Annotated in this window: 24 protein-coding genes; 13 read left to right on the top strand and 11 right to left on the bottom strand. The window is 61.5% G+C overall.

Going from position 1 to position 26,723, the window contains the following annotated elements; all coding sequences use genetic code 11:
* Positions 1-177 precede the first annotated feature (177 nt).
* The 3 genes from EV666_RS05525 (at position 178) to hslU (ending at position 3,411) form a co-directional block, all read left to right on the top strand.
* Entirely contained in the window at positions 178-1,176 is a 999-nt protein-coding gene (locus tag EV666_RS05525) for an NAD(P)H-dependent flavin oxidoreductase (protein WP_132004281.1), read from the top strand.
* Between the two features lie 174 nt (positions 1,177-1,350).
* A complete protein-coding gene (hslV, locus tag EV666_RS05520; protein WP_132004278.1) occupies positions 1,351-1,920 on the top strand; it encodes an ATP-dependent protease subunit HslV in 570 nt (189 codons plus the stop codon).
* 183 nt (positions 1,921-2,103) lie between these two features.
* The gene (gene hslU, locus EV666_RS05515) at positions 2,104-3,411 is read left to right on the top strand and encodes an ATP-dependent protease ATPase subunit HslU (RefSeq protein ID WP_132004275.1); all 1,308 of its coding nucleotides are present in this window, start codon (positions 2,104-2,106) and stop codon (positions 3,409-3,411) included.
* 16 nt (positions 3,412-3,427) lie between these two features.
* Here the strand turns inward: hslU and EV666_RS05510 are convergent, their stop codons facing one another.
* The gene (locus EV666_RS05510) at positions 3,428-4,567 is read right to left on the bottom strand and encodes an MFS transporter (RefSeq protein ID WP_165909904.1); all 1,140 of its coding nucleotides are present in this window, start codon (positions 4,565-4,567) and stop codon (positions 3,428-3,430) included.
* Positions 4,568-4,833: 266 nt separating this feature from the next.
* Between EV666_RS05510 and murJ the strand changes: the two genes are divergently transcribed.
* Positions 4,834-6,390, top strand: a complete 1,557-nt coding sequence (murJ, locus tag EV666_RS05505) for a murein biosynthesis integral membrane protein MurJ (RefSeq protein ID WP_132004269.1) — start codon at positions 4,834-4,836, stop codon at positions 6,388-6,390.
* Between the two features lie 12 nt (positions 6,391-6,402).
* Here murJ and EV666_RS18570 read toward each other — a convergent pair whose 3' ends face one another.
* Both EV666_RS18570 and EV666_RS05495 read right to left on the bottom strand, forming a co-directional pair.
* Positions 6,403-6,759: a Smr/MutS family protein gene (locus tag EV666_RS18570; protein WP_245514228.1), complete on the bottom strand. Its 357-nt coding sequence runs from the start codon at positions 6,757-6,759 to the stop codon at positions 6,403-6,405.
* A gap of 500 nt (positions 6,760-7,259) precedes the next feature.
* Positions 7,260-7,985 carry a Tim44/TimA family putative adaptor protein gene (locus EV666_RS05495; protein ID WP_132004263.1) on the bottom strand — a complete coding sequence of 242 codons (726 nt, stop codon included), beginning with the start codon at positions 7,983-7,985 and terminating at the stop codon, positions 7,260-7,262.
* A gap of 342 nt (positions 7,986-8,327) precedes the next feature.
* Here EV666_RS05495 and secB point away from each other — a divergent pair, with 342 nt between their 5' ends.
* On the top strand, positions 8,328-8,813 hold the full coding sequence (gene secB / locus EV666_RS05490; RefSeq protein WP_132004260.1) for a protein-export chaperone SecB: 486 nt from the start codon (positions 8,328-8,330) through the stop codon (positions 8,811-8,813).
* A gap of 98 nt (positions 8,814-8,911) precedes the next feature.
* Here the strand turns inward: secB and dnaQ are convergent, their stop codons facing one another.
* The 5 genes from dnaQ to EV666_RS05465 form a co-directional block, all read right to left on the bottom strand.
* Positions 8,912-9,649 (bottom strand): DNA polymerase III subunit epsilon, encoded by a 738-nt coding sequence (dnaQ, locus tag EV666_RS05485; protein WP_132004257.1) that lies wholly within the window; start codon positions 9,647-9,649, stop codon positions 8,912-8,914.
* Between the two features lie 102 nt (positions 9,650-9,751).
* Complete coding sequence (gene coaE / locus EV666_RS05480; RefSeq protein WP_132004254.1) at positions 9,752-10,378, bottom strand: dephospho-CoA kinase; 627 nt, start codon at positions 10,376-10,378, stop codon at positions 9,752-9,754.
* On the bottom strand, positions 10,375-11,241 hold the full coding sequence (locus EV666_RS05475; protein WP_207906334.1) for a shikimate dehydrogenase: 867 nt from the start codon (positions 11,239-11,241) through the stop codon (positions 10,375-10,377). The genes coaE and EV666_RS05475 overlap by 4 nt, the downstream gene beginning before the upstream one ends.
* 3 nt (positions 11,242-11,244) lie before the next feature.
* A complete protein-coding gene (locus EV666_RS05470) occupies positions 11,245-11,865 on the bottom strand; it encodes a Maf family protein (protein WP_132004251.1) in 621 nt (206 codons plus the stop codon).
* Between the two features lie 13 nt (positions 11,866-11,878).
* On the bottom strand, positions 11,879-12,808 hold the full coding sequence (locus tag EV666_RS05465) for a pyruvate, water dikinase regulatory protein (protein ID WP_132004248.1): 930 nt from the start codon (positions 12,806-12,808) through the stop codon (positions 11,879-11,881).
* Positions 12,809-13,227: 419 nt separating this feature from the next.
* Between EV666_RS05465 and hemE the strand changes: the two genes are divergently transcribed.
* The 8 genes from hemE to EV666_RS05425 all read left to right on the top strand — a co-directional run bounded on the left by hemE (position 13,228) and on the right by EV666_RS05425 (position 22,130).
* Complete coding sequence (gene hemE / locus EV666_RS05460; protein WP_132004245.1) at positions 13,228-14,274, top strand: uroporphyrinogen decarboxylase; 1,047 nt, start codon at positions 13,228-13,230, stop codon at positions 14,272-14,274.
* A gap of 10 nt (positions 14,275-14,284) precedes the next feature.
* A complete protein-coding gene (gene hemJ / locus EV666_RS05455) occupies positions 14,285-14,716 on the top strand; it encodes a protoporphyrinogen oxidase HemJ (protein WP_245514225.1) in 432 nt (143 codons plus the stop codon).
* A 234-nt stretch (positions 14,717-14,950) separates the two neighbouring features.
* The gene (gene rho / locus EV666_RS05450; RefSeq protein ID WP_132004242.1) at positions 14,951-16,216 is read left to right on the top strand and encodes a transcription termination factor Rho; all 1,266 of its coding nucleotides are present in this window, start codon (positions 14,951-14,953) and stop codon (positions 16,214-16,216) included.
* A gap of 160 nt (positions 16,217-16,376) precedes the next feature.
* Positions 16,377-17,750 (top strand): tRNA uridine-5-carboxymethylaminomethyl(34) synthesis GTPase MnmE, encoded by a 1,374-nt coding sequence (gene mnmE / locus EV666_RS05445; protein ID WP_132004239.1) that lies wholly within the window; start codon positions 16,377-16,379, stop codon positions 17,748-17,750.
* Between the two features lie 59 nt (positions 17,751-17,809).
* Positions 17,810-19,681 (top strand): tRNA uridine-5-carboxymethylaminomethyl(34) synthesis enzyme MnmG, encoded by a 1,872-nt coding sequence (gene mnmG, locus EV666_RS05440; protein ID WP_132004236.1) that lies wholly within the window; start codon positions 17,810-17,812, stop codon positions 19,679-19,681.
* Positions 19,678-20,331: a 16S rRNA (guanine(527)-N(7))-methyltransferase RsmG gene (gene rsmG / locus EV666_RS05435; RefSeq protein ID WP_132004233.1), complete on the top strand. Its 654-nt coding sequence runs from the start codon at positions 19,678-19,680 to the stop codon at positions 20,329-20,331. Before mnmG ends, rsmG begins: the two co-directional genes overlap by 4 nt.
* Positions 20,332-20,402: 71 nt before the next feature.
* Positions 20,403-21,197 (top strand): ParA family protein, encoded by a 795-nt coding sequence (locus EV666_RS05430; protein ID WP_132004610.1) that lies wholly within the window; start codon positions 20,403-20,405, stop codon positions 21,195-21,197.
* 48 nt (positions 21,198-21,245) lie between these two features.
* Positions 21,246-22,130, top strand: coding sequence for a ParB/RepB/Spo0J family partition protein (locus EV666_RS05425; protein WP_132004230.1), 885 nt, complete (start codon positions 21,246-21,248; stop codon positions 22,128-22,130).
* A 163-nt stretch (positions 22,131-22,293) separates the two neighbouring features.
* On the opposite strand, the gene holA is transcribed toward EV666_RS05425, so the two are convergent.
* The 3 genes from holA to leuS form a co-directional block, all read right to left on the bottom strand.
* The gene (gene holA / locus EV666_RS05420) at positions 22,294-23,322 is read right to left on the bottom strand and encodes a DNA polymerase III subunit delta (RefSeq protein ID WP_132004227.1); all 1,029 of its coding nucleotides are present in this window, start codon (positions 23,320-23,322) and stop codon (positions 22,294-22,296) included.
* Between the two features lie 100 nt (positions 23,323-23,422).
* Complete coding sequence (locus EV666_RS05415) at positions 23,423-23,983, bottom strand: LPS assembly lipoprotein LptE (protein ID WP_132004224.1); 561 nt, start codon at positions 23,981-23,983, stop codon at positions 23,423-23,425.
* Positions 23,970-26,600 (bottom strand): leucine--tRNA ligase, encoded by a 2,631-nt coding sequence (leuS, locus tag EV666_RS05410; RefSeq protein WP_132004221.1) that lies wholly within the window; start codon positions 26,598-26,600, stop codon positions 23,970-23,972. The genes EV666_RS05415 and leuS overlap by 14 nt, the downstream gene beginning before the upstream one ends.
* Between the last annotated feature and the right edge of the window lie 123 nt (positions 26,601-26,723).

Genomic DNA, 26,723 nt, shown 5'->3' with positions numbered 1-26,723 from the left:
TTCACCGGGCGCATTCTGACTGGCGCATTCTGACAAGTCTGTGGCGCAATCCCGCATTGTCGGCCACGCGTTATGGGGGCTTGCTGTCAGCCATATCGACCCTGCCGGAACAGGCGCTACAGGCCTGTTTCGCGAAGCATTACACAGACTGGCCCGCGGCCGGTTCAGGAGGAACAAATGAGTTTGCCAAAGGTCCTGTCGGAACGCCTGTCCCTGCCGGCGATCGCCTCGCCCCTGTTCATCGTCTCGGGACCCGAACTGGTTATCGCCCAGTGCAAGGCCGGCGTCGTCGGCAGCTTTCCGGCCCTCAATGCCCGCCCCAAGGAATTGCTGGATGAATGGTTGCACCAGATCCGCGAGGAACTGGCGGCCCATGACCGTGACCATCCGGACCAGCCCTCAGCGCCGTTCGCCGTCAACCAGATTGTTCACCGCTCCAACAACCGCCTCGACCACGACGTCGAATTGTGCGTGAAGCACAAGGTTCCCGTCATCATCACCTCGCTGGGCGCCCGGGAAGACCTGAACCAGGCCATCCATGGCTACGGCGGCGTCACGCTGCATGACGTCATCGACAATCGTTTCGCCCGCAAGGCTGTCGAGAAGGGCGCCGATGGGCTGATCGCCGTGGCCGCTGGCGCCGGCGGGCATGCCGGAACCATTTCGCCGATGGCGCTGATCCAGGATATTCGCGAGTGGTTTGACGGTCCCCTCGCCCTGTCGGGCGCCATCGCCAGCGGCCGGGCCATTCTGGCGGCGCAGGCCATGGGAGCGGACCTTGCCTATATCGGCTCCGCATTCATCGCCACGCGCGAGGCCAACGCCCATGAATCCTACAAGCAGGGCATCGTCGACGCCGATTCCTCGGGCATCGTCTACAGCAATCTGTTCACCGGCGTGCACGGCAATTATTTACGCAAGTCGATCGAACGCGCCGGCCTCGATCCGGACAATCTGCCAACCTCGGACCCGTCGAAGATGAATTTCGGCGACGACGGCAAGCAGGTGAAACCGTGGCGCGACATCTGGGGCTCCGGCCAGGGCGTGGGTCCGATCAAGGGGATCATCGGCGCCGGCGAACTCATCGCCCGTTTCCGTCAGGAATACGCCGCCGCCCTCGCCGATCTCAACGCCCGGGCCAGCCGTTACCAGCGGCTGCCAATGGCCGCAGAATAATTCCGCCATCAGGAACGAAGCGCAGGGCGGGCGTGGTTCAATCCCCTGCCCTGCGCCAGAGGACCGGCGCGGTCCTGGGCCTCCGAAAGGCGCATTTCCGGCGTGACACTGGATTGCCGGCGCCGGACGTCCTACATGCAGGAGCAATGTTCCAGCATGTAGACGGATCTTTCCATGCCCAGTGACGGCCCGGCCGTTTTTCACGCCACCACCATTCTCATGGTCCGCAAGGGCGACAGGGTCGTCATGGGCGGCGATGGTCAGGTCAGCCTCGGCCAGACCGTTATCAAGGGCAATGCCCGCAAGGTTCGGCGCCTGGCCGGCGGCGGCGTGCTCGGCGGCTTCGCCGGCGCCACCGCAGACGCCTTCACGCTGTTCGAGCGGCTTGAGGCCAAGCTGGAACAATATCCCGCGCAACTGACCCGCGCCTGCGTCGAACTGGCCAAGGACTGGCGCACGGACCGCTATCTGCGCCGGCTCGAGGCGATGATGCTGGTGGCGGACAGGAACGTCAGCCTGCTGCTTTCCGGCACCGGCGACGTGGTCGAACCGGAAGCCTACCCGGAAGGTTCGGTGATGGCCATTGGCTCGGGCGGCAACTTCGCCCTGTCCGCGGCGCTCGCCCTGCTCGATACTGACCGGGACGCCGAAGCGATCGTGCGCAAGTCGATGGCGATCGCCGGCGACATCTGCGTCTACACCAATCGCAATCTTGTCCTCGAAAGCCTCGAGATCGCGCGTTAAGCAATTCACGCCTCCGCAACCCATGCATTGTCGATGCGAAACACCTGCAAGTTTCGCCAGAAACGCCAGGAGCAAAATCCATTCCCGCTGAATCGGAGCTTGCCCTATCTATTTGGTTCAATGCGCTTTCCGGACCCGAAGTGGCGTCCACTTTTCCGGGAACCGCTCTAGCATGTTGCCGCCATGACCACTTTCTCTCCCCGTGAAATCGTTTCGGAGCTGGACCGGCATATCGTTGGCCAGCGTGACGCCAAGCGCGCCGTCGCCATCGCCCTGCGCAACCGCTGGCGCCGGCAGCAGCTCGACGCGACCTTGCGCGATGAGGTGATGCCGAAAAACATCCTGATGATCGGCCCCACCGGCTGCGGCAAGACCGAGATTTCGCGCCGGCTGGCGCGGCTGGCCGGCGCGCCATTCCTCAAGGTGGAAGCCACCAAGTTCACCGAAGTCGGCTATGTGGGCCGCGACGTGGAGCAGATCGTCCGCGATCTGGTCGAAGTGGCGATCTCGCTGGTGCGGGAAACCCGGCGCAAGGATGTGCAGGCCCGGGCCCAACTCGCCGCCGAAGAACGTGTGCTCGACGCCCTGGTCGGCGCCACCTCTGGCGCCGCCACCCGGGAATCGTTCCGCCGCAAGCTGCGCGACGGCCTGCTCGACGAAAAGGAAATCGACATCGAACTGCAGGCGCCTTCTGGCGGGATGCCGATGTTCGAACTGCCGGGCATGCCGGGCGCCTCCGTTGGCGCCATCAATATTGGCGACATTTTCGGCAAGGCCATGGGCGGCCGCACCAAATCCCGCCGCACCACCGTGCGCGACGCCTTTGAGCCGCTGGTGAGCGAGGAAAGCGACAAACTGCTCGATCAGGAGCAACTGGTTCAGGAGGCCATCCGCCAGGTCGAGAACGACGGCATCGTTTTTCTCGACGAGATCGACAAGATCTGCGTGCGTGAACACCGTGGCGGCGGCGATGTTTCACGTGAAGGCGTGCAGCGCGATCTGCTGCCGCTGATCGAGGGCACCACCGTCTCCACCAAACACGGGCCGGTGAAGACGGACCATATTCTCTTCATCGCATCCGGCGCCTTCCATGTCGCCAAGCCCTCGGATCTGCTGCCTGAACTGCAGGGTCGCCTGCCGATCCGCGTCGAGCTGAGCTCGCTGGATGAAAGCGATTTCCGGCGCATTCTCACGGACACCGAGGCTAACCTCATCCGCCAGTCGATCGCCATGATGGCGACGGAGGGCGTGACGCTGGACTTCACCAGCGACGCCATCGACGCACTGGCGCGCATCGCCGTGGAGGTGAACGCCTCGGTGGAGAACATTGGCGCCCGCCGGCTACAGACGGTCATCGAGCGCGTGCTCGACGACATCTCCTTCACCGCCGCGGACCGCGCTGGCGAAACTGTCCGGATCGACGCCGCCTATGTGGAGGCCCGCCTGGGTGAACTGGCGCGGAACACCGATCTCAGCCGTTTTATCCTGTAACGGCTTCGCCACCGGCTCACTCCGGGCGGTTACGCAACCGCCCGGCGAACCACACCACCAGCAGTGGCGTCAGAATGGCGGCGATAATCAGCCCGGGCTGACCGCCCCAGCGATCAAACGTCGGGCCGATGACAGCGACGCCCACGGTCTGGCCGATGAACAGCGCGGAAGCGAACAGCGACACCGCTGAACCACGCGCCTCGGGCGCCATCTGTGTGGCGTTGGTCTGCAGCGTGTTGTGCAGCATGTAGAATGACAGGCCGCAAATGGCCGATGCGACAACGGCGCTCCACAGCACCGGCGTGATGGCGATCAACGTAAAGGCAATGGCCAGGCCAACGCCGCCCCAGATCACCAGGCCGCGCTCGCCGAACCGTTTAACCATGGTCCGGGCGTTCAGGGCGTAGGCCAGTCCGCCAAAGCCAAAGACCGCAAGTATGGCGCCCGCGGTTCCGGGACCAACGGCGAACCGACGTTGCAACTCCGAGCCGACATAGGCCCAGCAGCCAAAGACAATGGCGCCTTCCAGAAAGACCATGACAATGACGGTGCGCGGCCATGGTCGCGCCAGCAGTCCCAGCATCTGCAACACGCCGCGTCCCACTCCGCCATTACCCGACCGCACCGGCGGCGGATGATCCTTGCGGAACATGTCGGCCGTCAGGCCAGCCGAGGCCAACACGTAGAGCAGCGCCAGCACCACGAACACCTGGCGCCAGCCCATGATTTCGCTCAGCATGCCGCCAAACGCCTGACCGAACACCAGTCCCAGAATCTGTCCGCTCATGAATTTCGCCAGCACAGACTGGCGCTGATCATAAGGCACCACATCGCCGATCCACGCCATCGACAGGGGAATGATGGCGGCCGCGGTGGCTCCGGACAGCAGCCGGGTCACAGCCAGCACATGCAGGGAGCCGGCAAACGCACTGGCAATGACGCCGAGCGACGAAAGGAACGTGGCGATGGCGACCAGGCGATATTTGCCAAAGGCATCGCCGACTGGGCCGTAGACAGCCTGAAGCAGGCCGTAGGATATGGAGAAGGCCGCGACGATGAGGCCCGCCTGGCCAGGCGTGGCGCCGAATTCCCGACCGATTTCCGGCAACAGGGGATCGGCGACGCGGGCGGTGGCGGCGCTGACGAACGACGCCATGGCAAGGAACAGAATTGCCCTGCCCGGCGCGGACGGTGATCCGGCGGATGGCGCAGGACCATGGGCTGGCGCTTGCGGGCGATCTGAAGCCATATCGGTCATGAATATGCGTTCTGGTGGAGTGGTCATTCGGTGAACAGGTCTGCGCACAGGGCATTGGCCTCAGGCCAGCCGACCATAAGCGAGCCCCGGCGTGAAGCCCAGCCATGCGGACCAGAGCTCCATAGCTGTGCGGCCGGCAAGCGATCTGTTGTGGCGGGCCGTCCATGAAACTGGCGTCGCCAGCTGCAGCGGTTGGCATCGCCGCGATCGTATCCCGCCTGCTGGGTTATGCTCGCGATGTGCTGGTGGCAAACCTGCTGGGCGCCGGGCCCATGGCCGAGGCATTGCTGGCTGCCCTGCGGGCGCCCAACGCCTTGCGCCGTACGCTCGGCGAAGGCGGGCTGAACGCGGCCCTCACCCCGATCTATCTGCGCCTGCGCATGCAGGAGGGCCACGTCCACGCGGCAGCCTTCGCCCGGACCACATTGATACTGGCGACACTTGCGCTTGGCATTCTGGGCGCCTTGCTGGCGTTGGGCGCGGGCGCCGCCATCCATCTGTCAGCGCCGGGCCTGGAAAGCCGTCCCCAGGATTTTGATCTGGCGCGCTGGTGGTTCGTGCTGATGACGCCGTTTATCGGGGCGGCAACGCTGGCGTCGATCGCCGCCGCGTTTCTCAACGCCGAGCGGCGTTATGTCATCGCGGCGCTGGCGCCGGCCATCGTCAATGCGGCGCTGGCAGGAGCCTATCTGGTGATCCCGCACGTCACCAGCACGCCCCGGACCATGGGCTCGCTGATGGCCTTGTCCCTGAGCGCCGGCGGGTTGCTGCAGTTGGCGCTTGTCCTCTGGCCGCTCATTCCGGTTCTGCGTCAGGCAGCCGAAGGCCTGCAACACGGCGTGATGGTCAGCGTCGGCAAAGCTTTGCGGCTTGGTGCGCCTGCCCTTGTTGCAACGGCAAGTTTCCAGATCATAGGCCTCGTCGCTTCGGCCGTGGCCTCACAGGAACCAGCGGCCCTGGCCTGGTTCTACTACGCCGACCGGCTGTTCCAGCTACCGCTTTCATTAGCCGGCGTTGTCATAGGCTCTGTTGTGCTGACAGAGCTTGGCGCCAGCCGCGCCGGCGCCTCCGCCGCCCATGCGCTTGCAGACAACAAAATGCTGGACCATGCGCTGGTTTCCGCGCTCTCCATTGGCCTGCCGGCGGCGACGGCGCTGTTCGTTCTGGCGGAGCCCATCATCCAGACCCTGTTCGGACGGGGCGCATTTTCTCCCGGCGACGTCACCGGCACGGCGCTGGCGCTGATGGCGATGGCGCCGGGCCTGCCTGCAGGCGTCGCGGCGCGGGTCCTGTTGCAGGAGCTTCTGGTCCGTGAGCAGGCCTGGGCGTCGGCCGCCTGCGGCGGCGCCGGCGTCATGGTCACTGCCGTCGCAGCGGTTCTGTTGACGCCGTACTGGGGCGTCGGCGGCGCCAGCGCGGCCGTCGCAGCGGGCCTGTGGGCGCAATGCGCCGCCATTGCGCTGATCCTGGCGTACCAGAACTGGTGGCGACCGTCGCTGGCCATCCTCAAACCGTTGCTGGTTCAGGCGCTGGCGGCGAGCATCATGACGGCGGCGCTCCTCGTCGTGGCCAGCGCCCCGCTCCTCAACCATGGGAGCAGCCTCCGCCGTCTCGCGGTCCTGCTGCTGGTATGCGCGACGGGCGGAGCCCTCTATGGCGGCGTCATCTGGTTCGGCGGCGGACTTCCCGGATGGGGACGCCACAAGTCAGGCCACGAATAAAAAAGCCCGCTGTCAGCGGCTGCGGCGGCGCAACCGCACATAAAGGGCCCCGAGGCCGCCGTGGCGCTGACCCGCCACTTCATATCCCAGGACAACCTCCCTGAGTTCAGCGGACTCCAGGATGAAGGGCGCCAGCCGGCGCAGTACGCCGCGTTCGCTACGATCACCATGCCAGAGCGGCGCGTCGTCCCGCGCCGGCGCGCCCTTGCCGGTCACCACCAGCACGGTGCGGCAGCCGGCTGCGGCGGAACGCAACAGAAAATTGCGCAAGGTGCGGTGGGCCTCATCCTGACGTAAGCCATGCAGATCGAGCTTGGCGTCAATTTGCACGGAGCCGCTGACCACCGCCCTGCGTTCCTTACGGGCCATGGCGACCATGGGCGGCAAAGCTGGCGGTGGTTTTCCCGCGGGCAGGTCGCGCGAACTGCTGGCCTTTCCGCTGGTTTGAGCGACCGTTTCCCGGGCATGTGATGGAGCCGCATCGGTCCGTTCCACGGGCGATGGATCAACGGGGAGCTGCAGCGGTGGTCTTCCCCGGAGGGGCGTCACGGTTCGCGCCACCGTTTCCCACAGGAGGCGCTCCTGCCGGTCAAGCTCCCGCGGGCGTTTGCGCGTCATAAGGAACTCCAGCCAGGTCATTTGCGGCCGGCCAGGCAAAGTCTGGACCAACGTGGTCCAGCGACGGCTCTGCTGCGCAACCGGAATGCTTCACGTGAATCATGCCCGCGAACAGCTGTCTTTGGTTTCCCAACCGCCCGCAGGGTTTTTCACATCCGGGACCGCATCAACGAAAGGAGCGTTTCCATGACCTGGAAACGCTCCCGACTCAATCCATCACGTCACTCAAGCGGGAGGCAACCAGACGCCCCTCAGCCGCCAGCTTCGGTCGCCACCAGCCGCCAGTTGGGGTCCCGGCTGCCCAGGGTGCGAGCGAACGTCCAGACGTCCGTAACATCAACCACGCCTTCTGGATCACCATCAACCACATCACCTGCCCTGTTTCGGGTAGCGGCAATCAGTTTCGAGGTGAAGCGCAGCGTCAGCTGGGCGTTTTTGCCGCTGACCTCGGCATCGGAGATTACCGGCTGGGCGATGGCGACGAATGTCGTTTCAGATCGCTGGCCCTCTTTTTCACGTTCGGCGATCACCCGCTCGAAGCCCTCATAGACCTCCTGCGACAGCAGTGATTTCAGCGTAATGCGATCCCCCCGCGAAAACGCCAGCACTATGGTCTCGTAGGCGGATTTGGCGCCTTCCAGAAATTGGCTGGCGTCGAACTGTGGTTCGGCGGCGGCAATGCTGTCCAGGGCGGCTGTGACGGGCGCGCCCTTCTCGGCTATTCCCGTCCAGCGCTCGCCCGACGGCTGACCGGCGGCGGGAGCAACCGGACCGCTGCCAGGCAGATGGATGACCTTGCCGCCGCCATCCGGCTGCGACGCCTTTTCATCGGGCTTCGCCGCGTCCTTGCGGGCAAAGGGGTCATAAGGCGGACGCTCACCGCCGGTGCGCTGGCCGAGGACCGACCTCAGTTTCCAGATAATGAAAACCGCCAGGGCCAGAAAGATAATGGTAAGCGGGTCAAACGAATCCTGCATGGTCCCTGGAAACCTGTAAAAACTGGTCAGTAAGAACCACCGCCGGCCACGCCAGACGCGACCTGCGGCGGACTGCTTTCGGAGGCGCTGGCGATATCGGGGACCGCCAGAACCGTCGTGTTTGCGAATGCTCCGGATAATATGGTGTGCTATCGTCGAACATCTAGCCTTTTCATCATCTCGGCGGCGAAGAGACTGGCGCTTGTATGGGAGACTGTTCCATGTTAGCGCGCCGCTTCCGCCCGCATGGCGTCATGGCTTCTGACGTCCGTCACGAATCATTCGCCGACAGATAACCGGCGACGCCGAGTATACGCGACGCATCCTGGAGAGGATCCTTTCATGTCAGACACGTCTGTAAACGGCGGCCCGCAGCCGCAAGACGGCGCCCCGCTGCTTAACGGCCTGGCGCAGTACACCCGCGACCTGTCGTTCGAAAATCCGAACGCGCCCCGGTCCCTGACTCCCCAGGAAAAGGCCCCGCAGATCTCCATCCAGGTCAATGTCGGCGCGCAGCAGCTGTCGGAAACGGACTTTGAAGTCGAGCTCAAGCTTGAGGGCAACGCCAAGGTCGACAACGACACCCTGTTCGCCTTCGACCTGACCTACTGCGGTATTTTCCGCACCCAGAACATTCCGGCGGAAGACCTGCATCCGGTCATCATGATCGAGTGCCCGCGCCTGCTGTTCCCGTTCGCACGCCAGATCGTTGCTGACGCCGTGCGCGGCGGCGGCTTTCCGCCGCTGTATGTCGATCCAATCGACTTCGCCGCCCTGTACCGCGAGCGCGCCGAACAGTTCGCTGAAGCTCCGGCGCAAGCCCAGTAAGGCGGGCGGTTTTGAAACTGCTGAAAAAGGGCGGTGGCCATGCCACCGCCCTTTTTTGCTTATCCGGCAAACAAAGCGTCGCGCCTCCAGCTTTTTCCTCAGTTTTCGGCGCCCGCATCGTCAAGCTGGATATAGTCCAGCCAGATGGCCTTGTCCTTCATACTGGCGACCAGGGCGCGATGCGCCGTCAGGTCGTCTTCCGTCAGAACAGACGGTAATGGCTTGCTACGCGCCAGGATCTCCGTTTCGGAAACTGTCGTCTGGATAACGATCCGGGCGCGGGCCGGCGCCTCCGCCACACTCAGATCCAGACCTGTCTGCCGGCCGCCGCGCAGTTCCAGATACACTTCCGCGAGAATTTCGGCGTCGAGCAAGGCGCCATGCTTTGTGCGGCGACTGTTATCAATGCCATAACGCGAACACAGACCATCCAGTGAGTTGTTGGCGCCTGGATGCTTGCGGCGGGCGATGAACAGCGTGTCAACGATGCGTCCAGGGTCGAGCGCGGCAACGCCAAGCCGGGCGAATTCGGCATTGATGAAGTTCACATCGAACTGCGCGTTGTGAGCGACCAGCGGCGCATCGCCAATAAAAGCGCGGAAATCGTCGGCCACAGAGGCGAATACCGGTTTGTCCGCCAGAAACTCGGCGCTCAGTCCATGAACGGCGAACGCTTCAGCAGGCATGTCGCGCTGCGGATTAATATAACAATGAAACGTGTTCCCGGTCGGAAGATGGTCGAGAATTTCGACGCAGCCAATTTCGACGATGCGATCCCCCTTATGGGGGTCAACACCCGTGGTTTCTGTATCGAAAACGATCTCCCTGAGCTTCACGGCTGATCTCCGGTTGGCGGGACGTTCAATGGCAGGGCGCCGCTGCACGGAAGGGCCAGTGCGCGCCCGTAAACCCCTTCGATGGCGTAGCGCCTGTAGATCTCAGGCAGCCGCCAGTAACTCTTTTGCGGCTGCTCCTTCACGGCCGGCGATCGTCTTGAGGATATCGCCCACCTGACGCCGCGCATGGTCGAACCCGTGTCCCGTGTCGATAATGAAATGGGCCCTGCGGCGCTTCTCGGCGTCAGGCATCTGTTTCACGTGAATCATTTCAAATTTTTCAGGCGTCATGCCAGGACGCGCCAGAACGCGCTCCCGCTGGATTTCCGGATCGGCGCTGACGACAGCCACCGCATCGCAGCGCCGGTCCCCGCCCGTCTCGAACAGCAGGGGCACATCCATCACCAGCACGGGAACATTGGCTTCGACAGCCTGTCGAACGAGATCCAGCTGATGTTGACGTAGCAGCGGATGGACTATGCTCTCCAGACGCTTGAGCGCAGCTGCATCACCCAACACTGCGGCGCCAAGCCGCTCCCGGTTCACCACGCCGTTTTCATCAGCGACCCCCGGAAAGGCTGCCTCAACCAACGGCGTGGCCGGCCCGGCATAAATAGCGTGCACGGCCGCATCGGCGTCGTATATCCAGGCACCCATCTCACGGAACATGGCGGAGGTGGCTGACTTGCCCATGCCGATGGAGCCGGTGAGTCCGAGAATGAAGGTCATGCCGCGGTCCTGTTCATGTCGTCGATAATCAGCAGGCGAAGTTCGTCCGTCACCTGCGGCTCCTGGCCGAACCAGCGGGAAAAGCCCGGCGCGGCCTGGTGCAGCAGCATGCCGAGGCCATCCACGGCCGGATTTCCACGCTGGCGCGCAGCGCGCAGCAGGTCAGTTTCCAGTGGCGCATAAACGATGTCATGCACCACAGCCTGAACCGGCAACGCCTCCAGGGAAAGCTCCAGCGGCGGCTGGCCGGTCATGCCCAGCGAGGTGGTGTTGACGAGGACGTTTGCATTCTTCAAGGCGTCGGAGCGCGCGTCCCACGCGATCGGGACCAGCTGCTGCTCACCCTGGGGCTGCAGTTCTTCCGCCAGCTTCCGGGCGCGGGACACAGAGCGGTTGGCGATGCCGATCTCGCGGAAACCCCGCGTCAGCAATCCATAAATAATGGCCCGCGCGGCGCCGCCAGCCCCGAGAACGATCGCCTTCTCCCGCTCGCGGTCCCAACCTGGACTGCGCTCGTCGAGATTGGCCAGAAAGCCGGTAACGTCGGTGTTGTCACCCCAGACCTTGCCATCAACTTCCCAGACGGTATTGACGGCGCCCAAATGGCGCGCAGTGTCAGTAAGGACGTCCACACGGCGCGCCGCCTCCTCCTTGTGAGGGACGGTAACGTTGCCGCCACGAAGTTTGCCCGCTCGCACCTCGTCCAGAAACGCGTCGACCTCGTCAGCTTTCACCTGGCGCCGGTCATAAGCCCCCGCAATGCCCAGGCGCTGCAGCCAATGGCCATGGATCAGCGGTGAGCGCGAATGGGAAACCGGATCGCCGACAACGCACGCCCGCACAACATTTTCTGTCCGTTCCACGCCTTACTCCGCCATATAACCCGCTGCCCGCAGGTGGCCCATCAGAGGCAACAGCGGAAGACCGAGGATGGTGAAATAGTCACCATCAATGCGTTCAAACAGCTGGGAGCCAAGTCCCTCCAGCTGATAGCCGCCGACACTCATCATGAATTTGGGGCCCACTGCGGCCGCGTAGGCGTCGATGAAATCCGCCCCGAGATGGCGCATGGTCAGGTCCGCCGATGATTGCGCTTCCCCCACGATCCGGCCGTCCCTGATCAAAGCCGCGGCCGAATGGAGATGATGGGTGCGCCCGGAAAGGGCGTTCAGATGCGCCTTGCCCTGCGCCATATCGGCTGGCTTGTCATATTGCCGCCCCTCACAGGCCAGCGTCTGGTCCGCTCCGAGCACCAGCCTTCCTGGATAACGGGCGGAAACCTCCATCGCCTTGGCCCTGGCCAGCAACATGGCGACAGTCGCGGCCGGCGCGCCAGCGCAGCGCGCCGCCCTGTCCACTTCCCGCTCGTCAATGGCGGCCGGACTGGCCTCAACAGGGATACCCGCCGCTGCCAGCATGTCACGACGCGTTGTGCTACCGGACGCCAGCACCAGCGGCATGTCAGCTAGCCAGAGCCCCTTTATCATTACATCCCTCTTGTCATGATGTTGTCGTCGGGCCTGTGGCTGCGCCCTGCCCTCTCGTCTCCCATGAACTGGTCTGACGCAAACGGTGATCCCGGTACAGGTCCATGATAGCCGCCGCGGTTTCTTCGATCGACCGGCGGGTGACGTCAATAACTGGCCATCGATTCCGCGCACAGATCCGGCGCGTTTCAGTGATCTCGGCCGCGACGGCCTCCTCATCCACGTAAGAGGAACTGTCGGAGGCATTAAGGCTGAGTAGCCGGTTCTGCCGGATCTGGACGATGCGTTCGGCGCTGGCGACCAGGCCAACGACAAGGGGCCCGCGAAACTCTGTCATGCCCTGGGGAACTGGAACGCCCGGCACATAGGGCACATTGGCGGTTTTTACGCCGCGATTGGCCAGATAGATGCTTGTCGGGGTCTTGGACGTTCTGCTGACGCCGAACAGGATGACGTCGGCGTCGGCCAGGCCGCTGACCAACTGACCGTCATCATGCATCATCGTATAGTTCATGGCGTCGATACGCTTGAAATAATCGGCGTTGAGGGTGTGCTGAGCTCCTGGCCGACCACGCGACGCAGCGCCCAGATAGGCCTCGAACATGTTCACCACCGGCGACAGCACCGACAGACATGGCGAGCCGGTTTCGAGGCAAACCTTCTCCACCTCCAACGCCAGATCCGGGTCCACCAGGGTGTACAGCACCATGCCGGGAGCCGCCTGAATGCCATCGGTAACCCGCTCCAGCTGCGAGCGCGAACGCACCAGGGGGTAAACATGCTCGATGGCCGATATGCCGTCATATTGGGCAGAAACCGCCCGCGCCACCGCGATCAGGGTTTCACCCGTCGAATCCGATATCAGGTGTAAGTGAAAAAAGCTCCGGTTGCCCAATTGACTGCTCCTGATCCCGATAGCGCCGCATTGTGATCGCGCGCTCATTCCCACGCCACAGCAATCTTCAGCGCTGACGCCCCATCAAAGCCGTGAGGGCCCGCAACCCTGCATCTCCCGTCGGGGAAAGGTGTGGACCCCTGTGCACGGAACCCCGGTTTGTGTCGGGCCAGCCTGCAATGGCCGAATTCCATGCACGCCCTTCTCAACACCGCCCTGCCTGTGCGCCGAATCCGCTCCCGGATCGCAGGAGGTGCATAACATTGCCTGCAAGTCGCCATAATTATTAACGGACCGTTAACGCGCCAGCGTTTACGAAGCATTAACCATTTGTCCGGGCGGAGCCGCTTTGGAGCGGGCCCTGGGGATGGTATGTGGACGGAGTTGGGCTTGGGGAATCCCCTGCCTAAAAAGAAAAAACAGATTCAAAGATTCATATCTCTCTTTTTAAAAGGACGGCTGTGCGCATGGGACAGGACGCATCGCTTTTCATGCAGGCATTGTCCGGCGCAAGAACCCCACGCGCGCCGCTCTGGCTCATGCGTCAGGCAGGCCGTTATCTGCCGGAATACCGGGCGACCCGCGCCCACGCTGGCAGCTTCCTGGATCTCTGTTACAACCCTGCCCTTGCGGCTGAAGTGACCATGCAGCCGATCCGGCGATTTGGTTTTGACGCCGCAATCCTGTTCAGTGACATTCTCGTGGTTCCCCACGCGCTCGGGCAGAATGTCTGGTTTGCCGAGGGGGAAGGTCCCCGTCTCGATCCTGTTACCGATCATTCCCGCCTTTCCCGTCTGGACCATCCAGGAAATCTTGGAAGGCTCGATCCGGTGCTGGAGACGGTTGCTCGCGTCAGGGCGCAGCTGGTCGAGGAAACTGGCGGACAGACAGCCCTGATCGGTTTTTGCGGCGCGCCATGGACAGTCGCCAGTTACATGATTGCCGGCAAGGGCACGCCGGACCAGGCGCCCATCAGGTTGATTGCCTATCAGGATCCGGATTTTTTGCAGGCGATGATCGACCTCCTCGTGGAAGCGTCGACCAATTATCTCATCGCGCAGATTGATGCTGGCGCCCAGGCCGTCCAGATATTCGAAAGTTTCGGAGGGGCCCTGCCCCCGGCGCTGTTTCAGCGCTGGTGTCATGACCCGGTTACGCGGATTGTCCAGAACGTGAAATCGCAGCGGCCTCATGTTCGGGTCATCGTGTTTGCCCGGGGCGTCGGCCAGAACCTCACGCTATTCGGAAAGGTCGCCGAGGTTGACGGACTGGGGCTGGACTGGGGCGTGGACGTAAACTGGGCTGCGCAGGCCGTACAGCCGATGAAAACGGTGCAGGGTAACCTCGATCCACTGGCGCTGATGGCGGGCGGTGAAGCGCTGGCGGAAGGCGTCAGGTGCATTCTCGACGCCCTGTCCAACGGCCCGCATATCTTCAACCTGGGGCACGGCATCCAGCCGACGACGCCCGTGGCGCACGTCGAGGAGCTGGTGCGACTTGTCAGGAGCGCCTGATACGGAGGCTGTGGTGCTGTATCTCTGGATCAAAACGCTTCATATAGTTGCGGTCATCTCATGGATGGCCGGCATGTTGTATCTGCCGCGTCTGTTTGTTTACCACGCAGAGGCGCGACAGAACGGCGACGCCGCTGAAACGTTTAAAGTGATGGAAGGCAGGCTGTTACGGGGAATCATGAACCCGGCGGCTGCGGTGTCTGTACTCGCTGGCGCTTGGCTTGCCTGGGACGCAGGGTTGTGGCGCGACGGCTGGTTTCACGCAAAAGTTGCCTTGGTGGTTATATTGCTCGGATTCCATATATTTTTGTCGCGGCAGGCGTTGGCGTTTCGGGAGGATCGCAACGCTCATTCCAGCCGGTTCTATCGCGCTATCAACGAACTTCCGGCGGTGCTGATGGTGGCTATCGTCGCGCTGGTGATTATCAAGCCGTGGCCATGATCAGGCTGATAGGCTTGTTATCGTTAAGGCATTGCGCTATGGATAGCTTCCCTCCAAGCCGTGCAGCGTGTGTGTGAGTACCGATTTCGCGGGAAATCCAACGCATCCGGGCCATCCGATCTGTTGCATCCTGGCTTGACGTTCGCCAGTCAAATATCGCGCCGTCTGGCCGTGAGCGATTTTTCCTTCCCTCAAGAACTCCTTCCGGAGTTGTATTACGTGAGAGATTCCCCCATGCGGGAGATCAAGCTTCAGGATCTCAAATCCAAAACTCCCACTGAATTGCTTGCCTCTGCGGAAGAGCTTCAGGTCGAAAACGCCTCAATCATGCGCAAGCAGGAATTGATGTTTGCGATCCTGAAGCAGCTGGCCGCCCAGGAAACGGATATCATCGGGGAGGGCGTGGTTGAGGTGCTGCAGGATGGATTTGGCTTCTTGCGCTCGCCAGATTCCAATTATCTGCCGGGACCGGATGATATCTATATTTCACCCTCGCAGATCCGCCGGTTTGGATTGAGAACGGGTGACACGGTTGAAGGTCCGATCAGGGGCCCAAAGGAAGGCGAGCGCTATTTCGCCTTGCTCAAGGTCAACACCATTAATTTCGAAGATCCGGAAAAAATCCGGCATAAGGTGCATTTTGATAACCTGACGCCGCTGTATCCTTCTGAACGGCTCCGGCTCGAGATCGAGGATCCCACGAGGAAGGATTATTCGGCGCGAATTATCGATATCGTGGCGCCGATTGGCAAAGGGCAACGTGGTTTGATCGTCGCGCCCCCGCGCACCGGCAAAACGGTGTTGCTTCAGAACGTCGCGCAGGCCATCACGACCAATCACCCGGAATGCTATCTGATCGTTTTGCTGATTGATGAGCGCCCCGAGGAAGTCACCGACATGCAGCGGTCGGTGAACGGCGAGGTCATTTCATCGACATTCGACGAGCCGGCTGCGCGGCATGTTCAGGTTGCCGAGATGGTGATCGAAAAGGCAAAACGTCTTGTCGAACATGGCAGGGACGTCGTGATTTTGCTGGATTCGATCACGCGACTCGGTCGTGCGTATAACACGGTGGTGCCTTCATCTGGAAAGGTGCTGACCGGTGGCGTCGACGCCAATGCCCTTCAGCGGCCGAAGCGGTTTTTTGGCGCCGCCAGAAACATCGAAGAAGGCGGGTCGCTGACCATTATCGCGACTGCTCTCATTGACACCGGAAGTCGTATGGACGAGGTGATCTTTGAGGAGTTCAAGGGCACAGGCAATTCTGAGATCATTCTGGACCGAAAGGTTTCTGACAAGCGCGTATTCCCGGCCATTGACATCACCCGTTCAGGGACGCGCAAGGAAGAGCTTCTCGTTCCGGCTGATGTGCTGAAAAAAATGTATGTCTTGCGCCGGATTCTGAATCCAATGGGTACGGTCGATGCAATTGAGTTCTTGCTGGACAAGCTCCGGCAGACCAAATCGAATTCGGAGTTCTTCGATTCGATGAACACCTGAACGGGGCCATGTGATTCACGTGAAACAACGCCAGGCTCTCGCCTGGCGTTTTTTATTGATTTACCCACGCAACCGGTTGGTGGCTGCAGGTTCAGGGCCTGAACTCTGATTGCTGATCATCGACATGATTCACGTGAAACATCGATAGCGGACGGCTCGGATGAAATTCTCCTACGGCTCGGAAACCGACACTATTTATGCTCCCGCAACTGCTGTCGGAAGGAGCGCCCTCGCCATCGTCCGCGTGACGGGGACCAAGGTTTGTAGCGTGCTGGAATCGCTTTGTGGGCGACTGCCTGAGGCCCGGATGGCGACGTTGGTCACTTTGCGTGACAGTTCGGGCGATGCAATCGATCAGGGAGTAGCGCTATATTTTCCTGCCGCGAAGAGCCCAACAGGGGAGGACGCTGCGGAGTTTCATATCCACGGCAATATGCTTCTCGTTGATACTTTGACGGAAGAACTGACTAAGCTGGGCCTGAGACTTGCGGGCCCGGGCGAATTTACGCGACGCGCGGTCATTGCCGGGAAAATGGATTTAGCTCAGGCTGAGGCCGTTGCGGATCTCGTCGATGCCGAAACTTCAGTACAGCGCAAGCAGGCGATGGCCCAGCTTTATGGGTCGTTGTCGGATCCTGTGACGCAGTGGCGGGATTCTCTCCTTCATGCGCTGGCCCTGATAGAGGCTGACATCGACTTTTCCGACGAAGGCGATGTAGGCGAGGGGCATTTCATCGCCGCTTTGAAGACTGCCGACACGGTTCGCGCCGATCTCAGGAAGCTGCTATCCGACCGGGGTATTGGTGAGCGTGTACGCGATGGATTTCGCGTTGTCATAGCCGGGCCGCCCAACGCGGGAAAATCAACTCTTTTAAACTGTTTGGCCGGTCGGGATGTTGCTATCGTGACAGATGTTGCCGGGACCACCCGCGACTTGCTTGAGGTCCATCTGGATATAGGCGGGTATCCCGTCCGGCTTGTTGACACGGCGGGGATGCGTGGGTCGGAAGATGCGGTTGAACAGATCGGCATTGCCCGCGCAGTGGATCAGGTGGGTGTAGCGGACATAGTTCTTTGGCTTGAATGTGCAGTGCCGGGTTTACGCCCGGCTTGGAAAGACATACCAGGTTCCACCGACGGTCGTGTGTTTCGGATTTTGACGCAGATCGACCGAATTGCTTCTGATCATGTGGATGATTCTGGCGCCGATATTGCTGTCTCTGCAAAAACCGGCGCCGGAATAGAGGGTCTGATAGAGCTTCTGAAGGGGGCCATTCCAGCGAGCGCTGTGGGAGAGGGTATCGCCATTACCCGACGCCGGCATAGAAATGCGTTTTCATCCGCGTTGACTGCATTGGAGAGGTTGCCTGTTGGTATTTTCGATTCAGGCGACGAATTGTTCGACTGGACGCATTTGGTCCTATGGGCCGAGGACCTGCGATCGGCTATTTTTCAGCTTGGTATGATAACAGGCCACGCGCGCGCCGATGATGTGTTGGATCGAATTTTTGCAGCCTTTTGCATCGGAAAGTGATAGTTTGCGGCGAATCTTGGGAATGGGTTTTCCGTGTTTCACGTGAAACAGGAGCTAACGTGAGTACGGCATTTTACGATGTTGTCGTTATTGGGGGCGGGCACGCGGGAGCGGAAGCAGCAGCAGCTTCTGCCCGTCTCGGAGCCCGAACCGCAATTATCACGCTTTCTGCGGATAATATCGGTGTGATGTCCTGTAATCCCGCAATTGGCGGCCTCGGCAAGGGTCATCTCGTTCGGGAGATTGATGCTCTCGATGGCTTGATGGGACTCGCAGCAGATCGTGGGGGCATTCAGTTCAGAATGCTGAACCGGAGGAAGGGTCCTGCTGTACGTGGTCCCCGAGCACAAGCGGACAGAAAGCTGTATGCGCGCGCCGTAAGTTCGCTTCTGGACTCCTATGGATCGGGTCTCGAAATCATCGTCGGGGAAGCCAGCTCTCTCAGCCTCCGGAATGGCCGCGTTAAAGGCGTGGAACTGGCTGATGGTCGAACGGTGCGGTGTGCCGCCTGTATTTTAACGACAGGCACATTTCTCAATGGTCGTATACATGTCGGCGAGGAGAAGCACGCAGCCGGGCGGATCGGTGAACCGCCATCCATTTCGTTATCCGGAAACCTGCGCGCCCTCGGGTTGCGTATGGGGCGCCTCAAGACAGGAACCCCAGCGCGACTGGATGGCGACTCAATTGCCTGGGGACGCCTGGAACTTCAGGCCGGCGATACGCCGCCTGAGCCGTTTTCTGAACTTACAGATAGGATTGATAATCCGCAGATCAAATGCGGCGTAACCCGTACAAACTCTCGCACGCATGACATGATTCGGGACAATTTGCATCGGGCGCCGATGTATTCTGGTGAGATTACCGGTCGTGGCCCGCGCTATTGTCCTTCCATCGAAGATAAGGTGGTTCGTTTCGGGGACCGGGATGGGCATCAGGTTTTTCTTGAACCTGAGGGCCTTGATAGCACGCTGGTCTATCCAAACGGGATTTCGACATCCCTGCCCACCGATGTGCAGGAAGCATTTATCCGCACGATGGATGGGCTGGAGGATGCCCGTATTGTTCGCCCCGGGTATGCGGTCGAATACGATTTCGTGGATCCCCGATCGCTCAGCGTGACATTGGGGGTGAAGACCGTTCCAGGTCTTTATCTGGCCGGGCAGATCAACGGCACGACAGGTTACGAGGAAGCTGCGGCGCAGGGCCTTGTCGCCGGTCTCAATGCAGCCCGGTTCGCTGGCGGCCTGGAGCCGGTAGTTTTTGACAGAAGCCAGTCTTACATTGGGGTTTTGGTGGATGATCTGGTTACCAACGGCGTGACGGAACCTTATCGCATGTTTACGTCGCGCGCCGAGTATCGGCTGAGTTTGCGCGCAGACAATGCTGATGAACGTCTGACGCCGTTGGGACTGAAAATTGGCTGCGTTGGCGATGTTAGGGCCGGCAGATTTGCAGAAAAGCAACGGGCCCTGACCGAACTACGCGAGGTTCTGCAGGGTGTGAGCTTCAGCCCAAATGAGGCTGATGCTATCGGCGTGCGGGTTAATCGCGACGGGGTCCGTCGCTCGGCTATGGATCTGCTTTCCAGGCCAGATTGTACTTTTTCCCAAATTTCCTCCATTGACAGAAGGCTCGCCGAGGCACCGCTGGCGTTGCAGGAAAGGCTAAAAACGGACGCTACCTATGCCGTCTACCTCGAACGGCAGGAGGCGGACATTGCCTCTTTCAGGCGATCTGAGGCGATTTTGATACCCGAGGATATGAGCTTCTCAATTCCCGGGATTTCAGCAGAGCTTCAGGCTAAACTTGCCGAGGTGAAGCCCGGGACCGTCGGGCAAGCGGCACGGATTGAGGGGATTACACCTGCGGCGTTAACCTTGCTTTCAGCGATGATTCGCCGGGCGTCAGCTCGGGGGACCGCGGCATGAGCGTCGTTCATGAACCTTCTTCGGCAGATATCGAACTGCTCGCGGATATCGGTATTGTTTCACGTGAAACGATCGATAAATTCGGCCTCTACATCGACGAGTTAATTCGCTGGCAACAGGCCAAGAATCTGGTTAGCAACTCGACCCTGGTAAGCGCGTGGCGTCGGCACGTCATTGATTCGGCGCAACTATTCAGCTTGGCTTCAGGTCGTAAGCGTTGGCTGGATTTGGGTTCAGGCGGGGGCGCCCCTGGGGTCATCCTGGGAATTTTGCTGGCGGAGCAAGGTGGTCACATCCACCTGGTCGAAGCCAACGCCAGAAAATGTGCTTTTCTCCGGCATGTCATCAGATTGACTGGCGCCTCTGCGACCGTTCACCAGCGGCGTGTGGAGACTTGCATCATGGAATTTGCAGGTGATGTCGATGTGGTGACTGCCCGGGCCCTTGCTTCGCTGGATCAGCTTGTCGGCTGGTCAAAAGACGTGTTGAGAAGTGGCGCTATCGCATTGTTTCCAAAGGGACAATATGTAGTGTCCGAGTTGACCCAGGCATCCATATCCTGGACTATGGAGCATGATTTGATCGCGAGTCGGACGGATGAGGCGGCGCGGATCGTGCGGATCAGGTCAATCAGGGAAGCGACGCGATGACGATGGGTATCTCGGATAAACCGGCTTCAGGTTTGTCGGCTGGCGCCTCTGCTTCTGGCTCACTGAGGGCGATGCCGCGCGTGCTGGCGCTCGCCAACCAGAAGGGTGGCGTTGGCAAAACCACGACGGCCATCAATCTCGGCACAGCCCTGGCGGCAATCGGCGAGCGGGTGCTTATTGTTGATCTGGACCCACAGGGCAACGCTTCAACTGGTCTCGGTATTGACGTTCAGGCGCGGCGGCTGTCGACCTACGACGTGTTGATGGACGGTCTTGCCTTGCAGGATTGCGCCCAGGAAACAGCCGTTCCTGACCTCTGGGTGGCGCCATCGACACTGGATCTTCTTGGCGTTGAGCTGGGAATCGCTGCGGAACGGGATCGCGCACAGCGTTTGAAGAACGCCATTACCGCCATGGCGGCTAAAGAAGATGCGGAGGCTTTTACCTACGTTCTGGTTGATTGTCCTCCATCTTTCAATCTGCTGACCATTAACGCGCTGACGGCCTCGGATGCGGTTGTTGTTCCGTTGCAATGCGAGTTTTTTGCGCTTGAAGGTTTGAGCCAGCTGCTCAAGACCGTGGAGCAGGTGAAGGCGGCGCTCAATCCGCGCCTTGGCATTCATGGTGTTGTCCTGACCATGTTTGACCCGCGTAACAATCTTTCCAACCAGGTCGTTGACGATGTCCGGCGCTATATGGGCCAAAAGGTCTATGACACCGTCATTCCCCGGAATGTCCGCGTGTCGGAGGCGCCTTCTCATGGCAAGCCAGCGCTGCTGTATGATTTCAAGTGTGCGGGTTCCCAGGCGTATCTCAAGCTTGCATCGGAAGTCATCGCGCGGGAGCGTATGATCCGGGCGGCGTGAATATCTGTGCGGTTCGATAGTGTTTGAACAGGTTACGGGACATCAGAAATGGCGGATGAACCTCGCCCGCGGCTCGGCCGCGGCCTGGCGGCCCTGATCGGCGAAGCCAGCAGTGATATGGCGCTGGGCGACGCCAGTAACGTTCGTGGGCAGCGTCGTGTCGCCATTGAATTTGTCCGTCCCAATCCCCGTAATCCGCGGCGACACTTCGCCGAAAGTGATCTTGAGGAACTTGCTGCCTCGATTGCTGAGCGGGGCGTTATCCAGCCGGTCGTTGTCCGGCAGTTGCCCAATCTGCCAGACGTATTTGAACTGATCGCTGGTGAGCGCCGCTGGCGGGCGGCGCAGCGGGCTGGATTGACGGATATTCCCGTTGTTGTCATCGAAGCTGATGACAAGCTGTCTCTTGAACTTGCAATCGTCGAGAATGTCCAACGAGCGGATCTTAATCCCATTGAGGAGGCAATGGGGTATGATCAGCTCATGCAGGATTTCAGCTACACACAGAATGATCTGGCGAAAATTATCGGAAAAAGCCGCAGCCACGTAGCAAATACGCTGCGGTTATTGAAATTGCCGGAGTCAATTCAGAAACTGGTCAACAATGGCGACCTGACCGCGGGTCATGCCCGGGCGTTGCTGGCTGTGGCTGATCCAGAGGCTGTAGCCCGGCAGATTATCGAGAATGGCCTGAATGTACGCGATGCCGAACGGATAGCGCAGGAGGAGGCCGAGCAGGGCGAGGAGACGCCGCCCAGCCGCGTTCGTACCCGGGCGCCGAAGGATGCCGATACAAGGGCTCTGGAGAAGGTTCTGGAAGACGTTTTGGGCGCCCGCGTCCGGATATCTCATAACGGCGACAAGGGTGAGTTGCGGTTGCGTTACAGCTCCCTGCAACAGCTGGACATGATTTGTCAGCGCCTGCGAGGCTAGCGAACGCATGGCGATTTCTCCAGAACCGGAAGAAACACGGCCGGATCGTGCAGGGATGCGTTGAGGCGCCCGGAGCCGTTTGACGTTCATTCCACGCCAGCCGGTCAAACAATCATGAACTGTTGCCGTTGCGGGGCGCGGCGCTGGTCTTTCCAGGCCGCGATCAGTTCCGGGCGCGATGGCGCGCTGCGCGCATGGCGACCGCCCACATGGCTACCCGTGCGATCTCGCGGCGCATCAGGGGATTCTGCCGGCATCGGGCGACCGCCTGACCCAGATCACCGGTTACAAGCAGCAAATCCTGCGCTGGCCAGATGCCCAACTGCCGATCAACCGCGTCCTTCCGCTTGAAGTGAAGGCGCATTTTCTCAAGCGCCTGGCCAGCTGGAACGCCGCTCTCCATCTGGGAACGCGCCGACAACAGCATCAGCCCGTGTCTGAGCAGGAATCCCACCAGCACGCCCGGGTCGTTACCGTCGGCGAACAGCCGGCTACAATCCATGTCGAGACGCTTCAGGTCGCCGAGAAAAGTGCCGTCAACCAGCGAGTCGACGGCCAGGGACGCGGCGTCGCCGCAGACAGCGTCGACGTCCCCAATCGTTACAGTGTTGGCGCCACGCGCGTACAGGGCGAGTTTTTCAAGTTCATTGCGGGTCGTTTGCCGGTCGGCCCCCAGCAACGACAGAAGGTGGACCCGGGCGTCGCTATCCAGGCGTAGTCCATGGACCGCCATAACCTCGTCCAAAAGGGCGGCGAGCTCTCTGGGGCCATCCGCATAGCAGGGAACGGTCAAAGCCGCTCTGGAGCGCTCGCAGAGCGTTCTGAGCGGCGATGTACGGGCCAGATCTCCCGCCTGGACAATAACCAGCGCATCCGCGGGCGGCGCCTCCAGAAGGGGCTTCAATCCCGGAACAATGCTCTTTGATCCGGCCCGGATGACGATGGCGCGCTTGCCGCCGAAGAGACTGATGGTGTTGGCCTCGTCGGCAAGCCGCATGGGATCCGCCGCCACAATGTCCCCATCCAGACGCAACAGGCGGAAGGGATCATCGTCGCTGTCGATGACCGCTTTTATGAGCCTGCCGACCCGCTCAGCCACCAGGCCGGCGTCAGGGCCGTGGACGAGCACGACCGGGACGTCTGGCGGACGGTTCAGGACCGCGTTGATCTCTGCTGGCTTGACCGCAACCATGGGCACCTTTCCGCGCTGGCAAAACCGGCATGGAAACCACAACAGTCATCCGGCGCGGGGAGCTCCGGGCTGGCTGCGGCGCAGGCCACGGCCCGGCCGATCAGCGCCGCGCGACGAACCAACCGGCGAGTTTGGTTTGTAACTGTTCGGCCAGGACCTTGGACGCCCGGATTTCCGCATCCCGGGCGGCGCGAAGGTTGGAGTAGCGCTGTGGGGTACGGTCATAGCCGGCGGAGGCGCTGGCCGCGCCTTCCGCAACCACCTTGGTGGAGCCGCTTTCGATGAGCTTGTAATTGGCCTTGATGCGCAGGATCGCCGCGACCGCCTGGCCGGTGGCCTGGTTCACCGATGAGGTCAACACCTCCTGGCTCAGATCCAGTTCAAGGCGGTAGGCCTTGGCGGCCGGACGGCCACTACCATTCAGATTGAACCGCAGTTCCTGCTCAACGTAGTGGGCCAGCCGCTCCTGGGAGGTTTTCGGCACGACTACGACATCCACCGAAGCGAGCTGGTCAGCAACATTGTGCCCGGTCGGGGACGTTCCATAGAGTGGACGGAAGCAGCCGCCAAGGGAGAGGGAGACGCCGACGGCCAGCAAGGGCAGAAGGCGCATGGACCGAAGACGGCTGCGAACCGCATGCCCGGATTCAGATGACGACATTCACAATCCTCTGCAGCACGATGATGATCTTTTTCACCGCGGCGTCGCCAATGGCGCGCTTCACCCCATCTTCCGCAAGCGCGGCCTGCTCGATGGTAGCGCGGTCCGCGTCCCTGGCAACGGTGATATCTGCGCGTCTCTTGCCGTTCACCTGCACCGGCAAGGTTATCTCATCCTCCACCAACATGGCCGGATCGTGAACAGGCCAGGGCGCTGTCGCCACCAGTTCCTTGCGCCCCAACGCTTCCCAGCAGCTTTCGGCAAGGTGCGGCATCATCGGAGCCAGCAGCTGGATGAGAATGGCGTTGGCCTCGCGCAGAGCGTCGACGACGTCGACCGAACCATCTCCTGATTCCGTCGCGTTGTTGATGGCGCTCTGGATGGCGTTGGCCAACTCGTAAATCTGCGCGACACAGCGGTTGAAGCGCAGCTTTTCGATATCATCGCTCACCGCGGCGATGGCGTGATGGGCGGCCTTGCGCAATGCCCTGGCCACGGGGGAGGGGCCGTCGCCTGAGCCCGCCTCCAGCGAAGCGACTTCCTGGGTGATGCGCCAGACGCGCTGGACAAACCGCCATGCGCCCTGGACGCCTTCGTCGGTCCAGATGACGTCGCGCTCCGGCGGTGAGTCCGACAGCATGAACCACCGGGCCGTGTCGGCGCCATAGGCAGCAATAATGTCGTCGGGGTCGACCGTGTTCTTTTTCGACTTGGACATCTTCTCGATCGGACCGATCGAGACGGGTTCGCCAGTTTTTACATGAATCGCGCGCCGGTCCGCGCCCGAGCTCTCGATGCGGACGTCGCCAGGTTCTGTCCAGGCGCCGCTGGCGTCGCGGTAGGTTTCATGCACAACCATGCCCTGGGTGAACAGTCCGGTGAACGGCTCCTCAAGATCGACGTGCCCGGTTTCCTTCATCGCCCGGGTGAAAAAGCGCGAATACAACAGGTGCAGAATGGCGTGCTCGACGCCGCCGATATACTGGTCGACGGGCATGAACCTGGCCACAGCCGTGGCTGTCGTCGGCGCGCCGGCGTTCCACGGATCGGTGAAGCGGGCGAAATACCAGGATGAATCGACAAAGGTATCCATGGTGTCGGTTTCCCGACGGGCGGGCGCGCCACAGTTCGGACAGTCAACCTTGCTCCAGGTTGGGTGCCGGTCCAGCGGATTGCCTGGCTTGTCGAAGCTCACGTCTTCCGGCAGCGTAACCGGCAGCTGGTCGACAGGAACCGGCTGCACGCCACAGGCGTCGCAGTGGATCATCGGGATCGGGCAGCCCCAGTAGCGCTGGCGGGAAATGCCCCAGTCGCGCAGACGGAAGTTGACCTTGCGCTCGCCAACCGCAGCGCCGTCGAGCTGGGCTGTTTCCAGGCGGCGCGCTACCTCCTCATAGGCGTCGCTGGCGGACATGCCATCGAGGAAGCGCGAATTGATCAGCTGGCCTTCGCCGTCATAAGCTTCATCACCAATCAGGAAGGTAGCCGGCTCAACGCCAGGGGGGCAGACGACTGGCGTAACCGGAAGGTCATAGGCGCGGGCAAAATCCAGGTCGCGCTGATCATGGGCCGGGCAACCGAAGATGGCCCCGGTGCCGTATTCCAGCAGGACGAAATTGGCCACGTAAACGGGCAGCGTCCAGTCCGGATCGAACGGGTGGGCGACGCGCAGGCCCGTATCGAAACCGCGCTTCTCCGCCTTGTCGATTGCCTCCTGGGCGGTGCCGGTCTTGCGGATGTCCGCAATAAAGCTGGCAAGCGCCGGGTTCTGCGCCGCCAGCGTCCGGGCCAACGGATGGTCGGCGGCGATGCCGATGAACGCGGCGCCGAACAGCGTGTCCGGGCGGGTGGTGTAAACCTTCAGATCGCGCTGGCCATCGGCGCCAGGCGTCGCCGCGGCGTTGGCGATGGCGAAGCGCACCAGCAGGCCTTCCGACCGGCCGATCCAGTTGCGCTGCATGGTGCGCACTTTCTCAGGCCAGCGATCCAGACTGTCGAGAGCATTATCAAGTTGGTCGGCAAACCTGGTAATGCGCAGGAACCACTGGGTCAGCTCGCGCTGCTCGACCACCGCGCCCGAACGCCAGCCGCGACCGTCGATGACCTGCTCGTTGGCCAGCACGGTGTGATCGACCGGGTCCCAGTTGACCTTGGCGGTCTTGCGGTCGACCAGACCGGCCTTGTAAAAGTCGATGAACAGGCGTTGCTGGTGCTTGTAGTAGCTGGGGTCACAGGTGGCGAACTCCCGCGCCCAGTCAAGCGACAGGCCGATCGGCTTCAGCTGGTTGCGCATGCTGGCGATATTGGCCCAGGTCCATTCGCCAGGGTGCACCTTGTTCTGCATGGCGGCGTTTTCGGCCGGCATGCCGAAGGCGTCCCAGCCCATGGGATGCAGCACAGAGAAGCCCTTCGCCCGCTTGTAACGCGCCAGCACGTCGCCAAGCGTGTAGTTCCGAACGTGGCCCATGTGGATGCGCCCGGACGGGTACGGGAACATCTCAAGCACATAGTACGCGGGGCGGCTGTCGTCGTTGGACGTCGAGAAGAGCTGCTTTTCTTCCCAGGCTGCCTGCCAGCGTGGTTCGGTTTCCTTCGGGTTGTAGCGCTCGCGCGTCATCTTCCAGCCTGGTCCAGTTCATCATCGCCGGAGGCGGCGTCCCGTCTCCGGTAAGCGCAAAGGCGCTTGGGTCAAACTGGCGCGGACTAGGCCACGATTGCGGGCAGGGGTCAATGCGACGCG

This window comes from Camelimonas lactis (assembly GCF_004342915.1).
GTDB classification, from domain to species: domain Bacteria; phylum Pseudomonadota; class Alphaproteobacteria; order Rhizobiales; family Beijerinckiaceae; genus Camelimonas; species Camelimonas lactis.
Note: the sequence above shows the minus strand (reverse complement) of the source record. Positions and strands in the feature narration are given on the sequence as shown.

Excerpts from the sequence above, each read along its gene's own strand:
- holA (WP_132004227.1), bottom strand. The coding sequence starts at position 23,322 with ATGGTTGCGGTCAAGCCAGCAGAGATCAACGCGGTCCTGAACCGTCCG.
- murJ (WP_132004269.1), top strand. The coding sequence starts at position 4,834 with ATGAAACTGGCGTCGCCAGCTGCAGCGGTTGGCATCGCCGCGATCGTA.
- secB (WP_132004260.1), top strand. The coding sequence starts at position 8,328 with ATGTCAGACACGTCTGTAAACGGCGGCCCGCAGCCGCAAGACGGCGCC.
- coaE (WP_132004254.1), bottom strand. The coding sequence starts at position 10,378 with ATGACCTTCATTCTCGGACTCACCGGCTCCATCGGCATGGGCAAGTCA.
- hslU (WP_132004275.1), top strand. The coding sequence starts at position 2,104 with ATGACCACTTTCTCTCCCCGTGAAATCGTTTCGGAGCTGGACCGGCAT.
- EV666_RS05470 (WP_132004251.1), bottom strand. The coding sequence starts at position 11,865 with ATGATAAAGGGGCTCTGGCTAGCTGACATGCCGCTGGTGCTGGCGTCC.
- EV666_RS05430 (WP_132004610.1), top strand. The coding sequence starts at position 20,403 with ATGCCGCGCGTGCTGGCGCTCGCCAACCAGAAGGGTGGCGTTGGCAAA.
- EV666_RS05525 (WP_132004281.1), top strand. The coding sequence starts at position 178 with ATGAGTTTGCCAAAGGTCCTGTCGGAACGCCTGTCCCTGCCGGCGATC.
- leuS (WP_132004221.1), bottom strand. The coding sequence starts at position 26,600 with ATGACGCGCGAGCGCTACAACCCGAAGGAAACCGAACCACGCTGGCAG.
- EV666_RS05495 (WP_132004263.1), bottom strand. The coding sequence starts at position 7,985 with ATGCAGGATTCGTTTGACCCGCTTACCATTATCTTTCTGGCCCTGGCG.
- hslV (WP_132004278.1), top strand. The coding sequence starts at position 1,351 with ATGCCCAGTGACGGCCCGGCCGTTTTTCACGCCACCACCATTCTCATG.
- rho (WP_132004242.1), top strand. The coding sequence starts at position 14,951 with ATGCGGGAGATCAAGCTTCAGGATCTCAAATCCAAAACTCCCACTGAA.
- mnmE (WP_132004239.1), top strand. The coding sequence starts at position 16,377 with ATGAAATTCTCCTACGGCTCGGAAACCGACACTATTTATGCTCCCGCA.
- EV666_RS05510 (WP_165909904.1), bottom strand. The coding sequence starts at position 4,567 with ATGGCGTCGTTCGTCAGCGCCGCCACCGCCCGCGTCGCCGATCCCCTG.
- EV666_RS05415 (WP_132004224.1), bottom strand. The coding sequence starts at position 23,983 with ATGTCGTCATCTGAATCCGGGCATGCGGTTCGCAGCCGTCTTCGGTCC.
- rsmG (WP_132004233.1), top strand. The coding sequence starts at position 19,678 with ATGAGCGTCGTTCATGAACCTTCTTCGGCAGATATCGAACTGCTCGCG.
- EV666_RS05465 (WP_132004248.1), bottom strand. The coding sequence starts at position 12,808 with ATGAGCGCGCGATCACAATGCGGCGCTATCGGGATCAGGAGCAGTCAA.
- EV666_RS18570 (WP_245514228.1), bottom strand. The coding sequence starts at position 6,759 with ATGGCCCGTAAGGAACGCAGGGCGGTGGTCAGCGGCTCCGTGCAAATT.
- EV666_RS05425 (WP_132004230.1), top strand. The coding sequence starts at position 21,246 with ATGGCGGATGAACCTCGCCCGCGGCTCGGCCGCGGCCTGGCGGCCCTG.
- hemE (WP_132004245.1), top strand. The coding sequence starts at position 13,228 with ATGGGACAGGACGCATCGCTTTTCATGCAGGCATTGTCCGGCGCAAGA.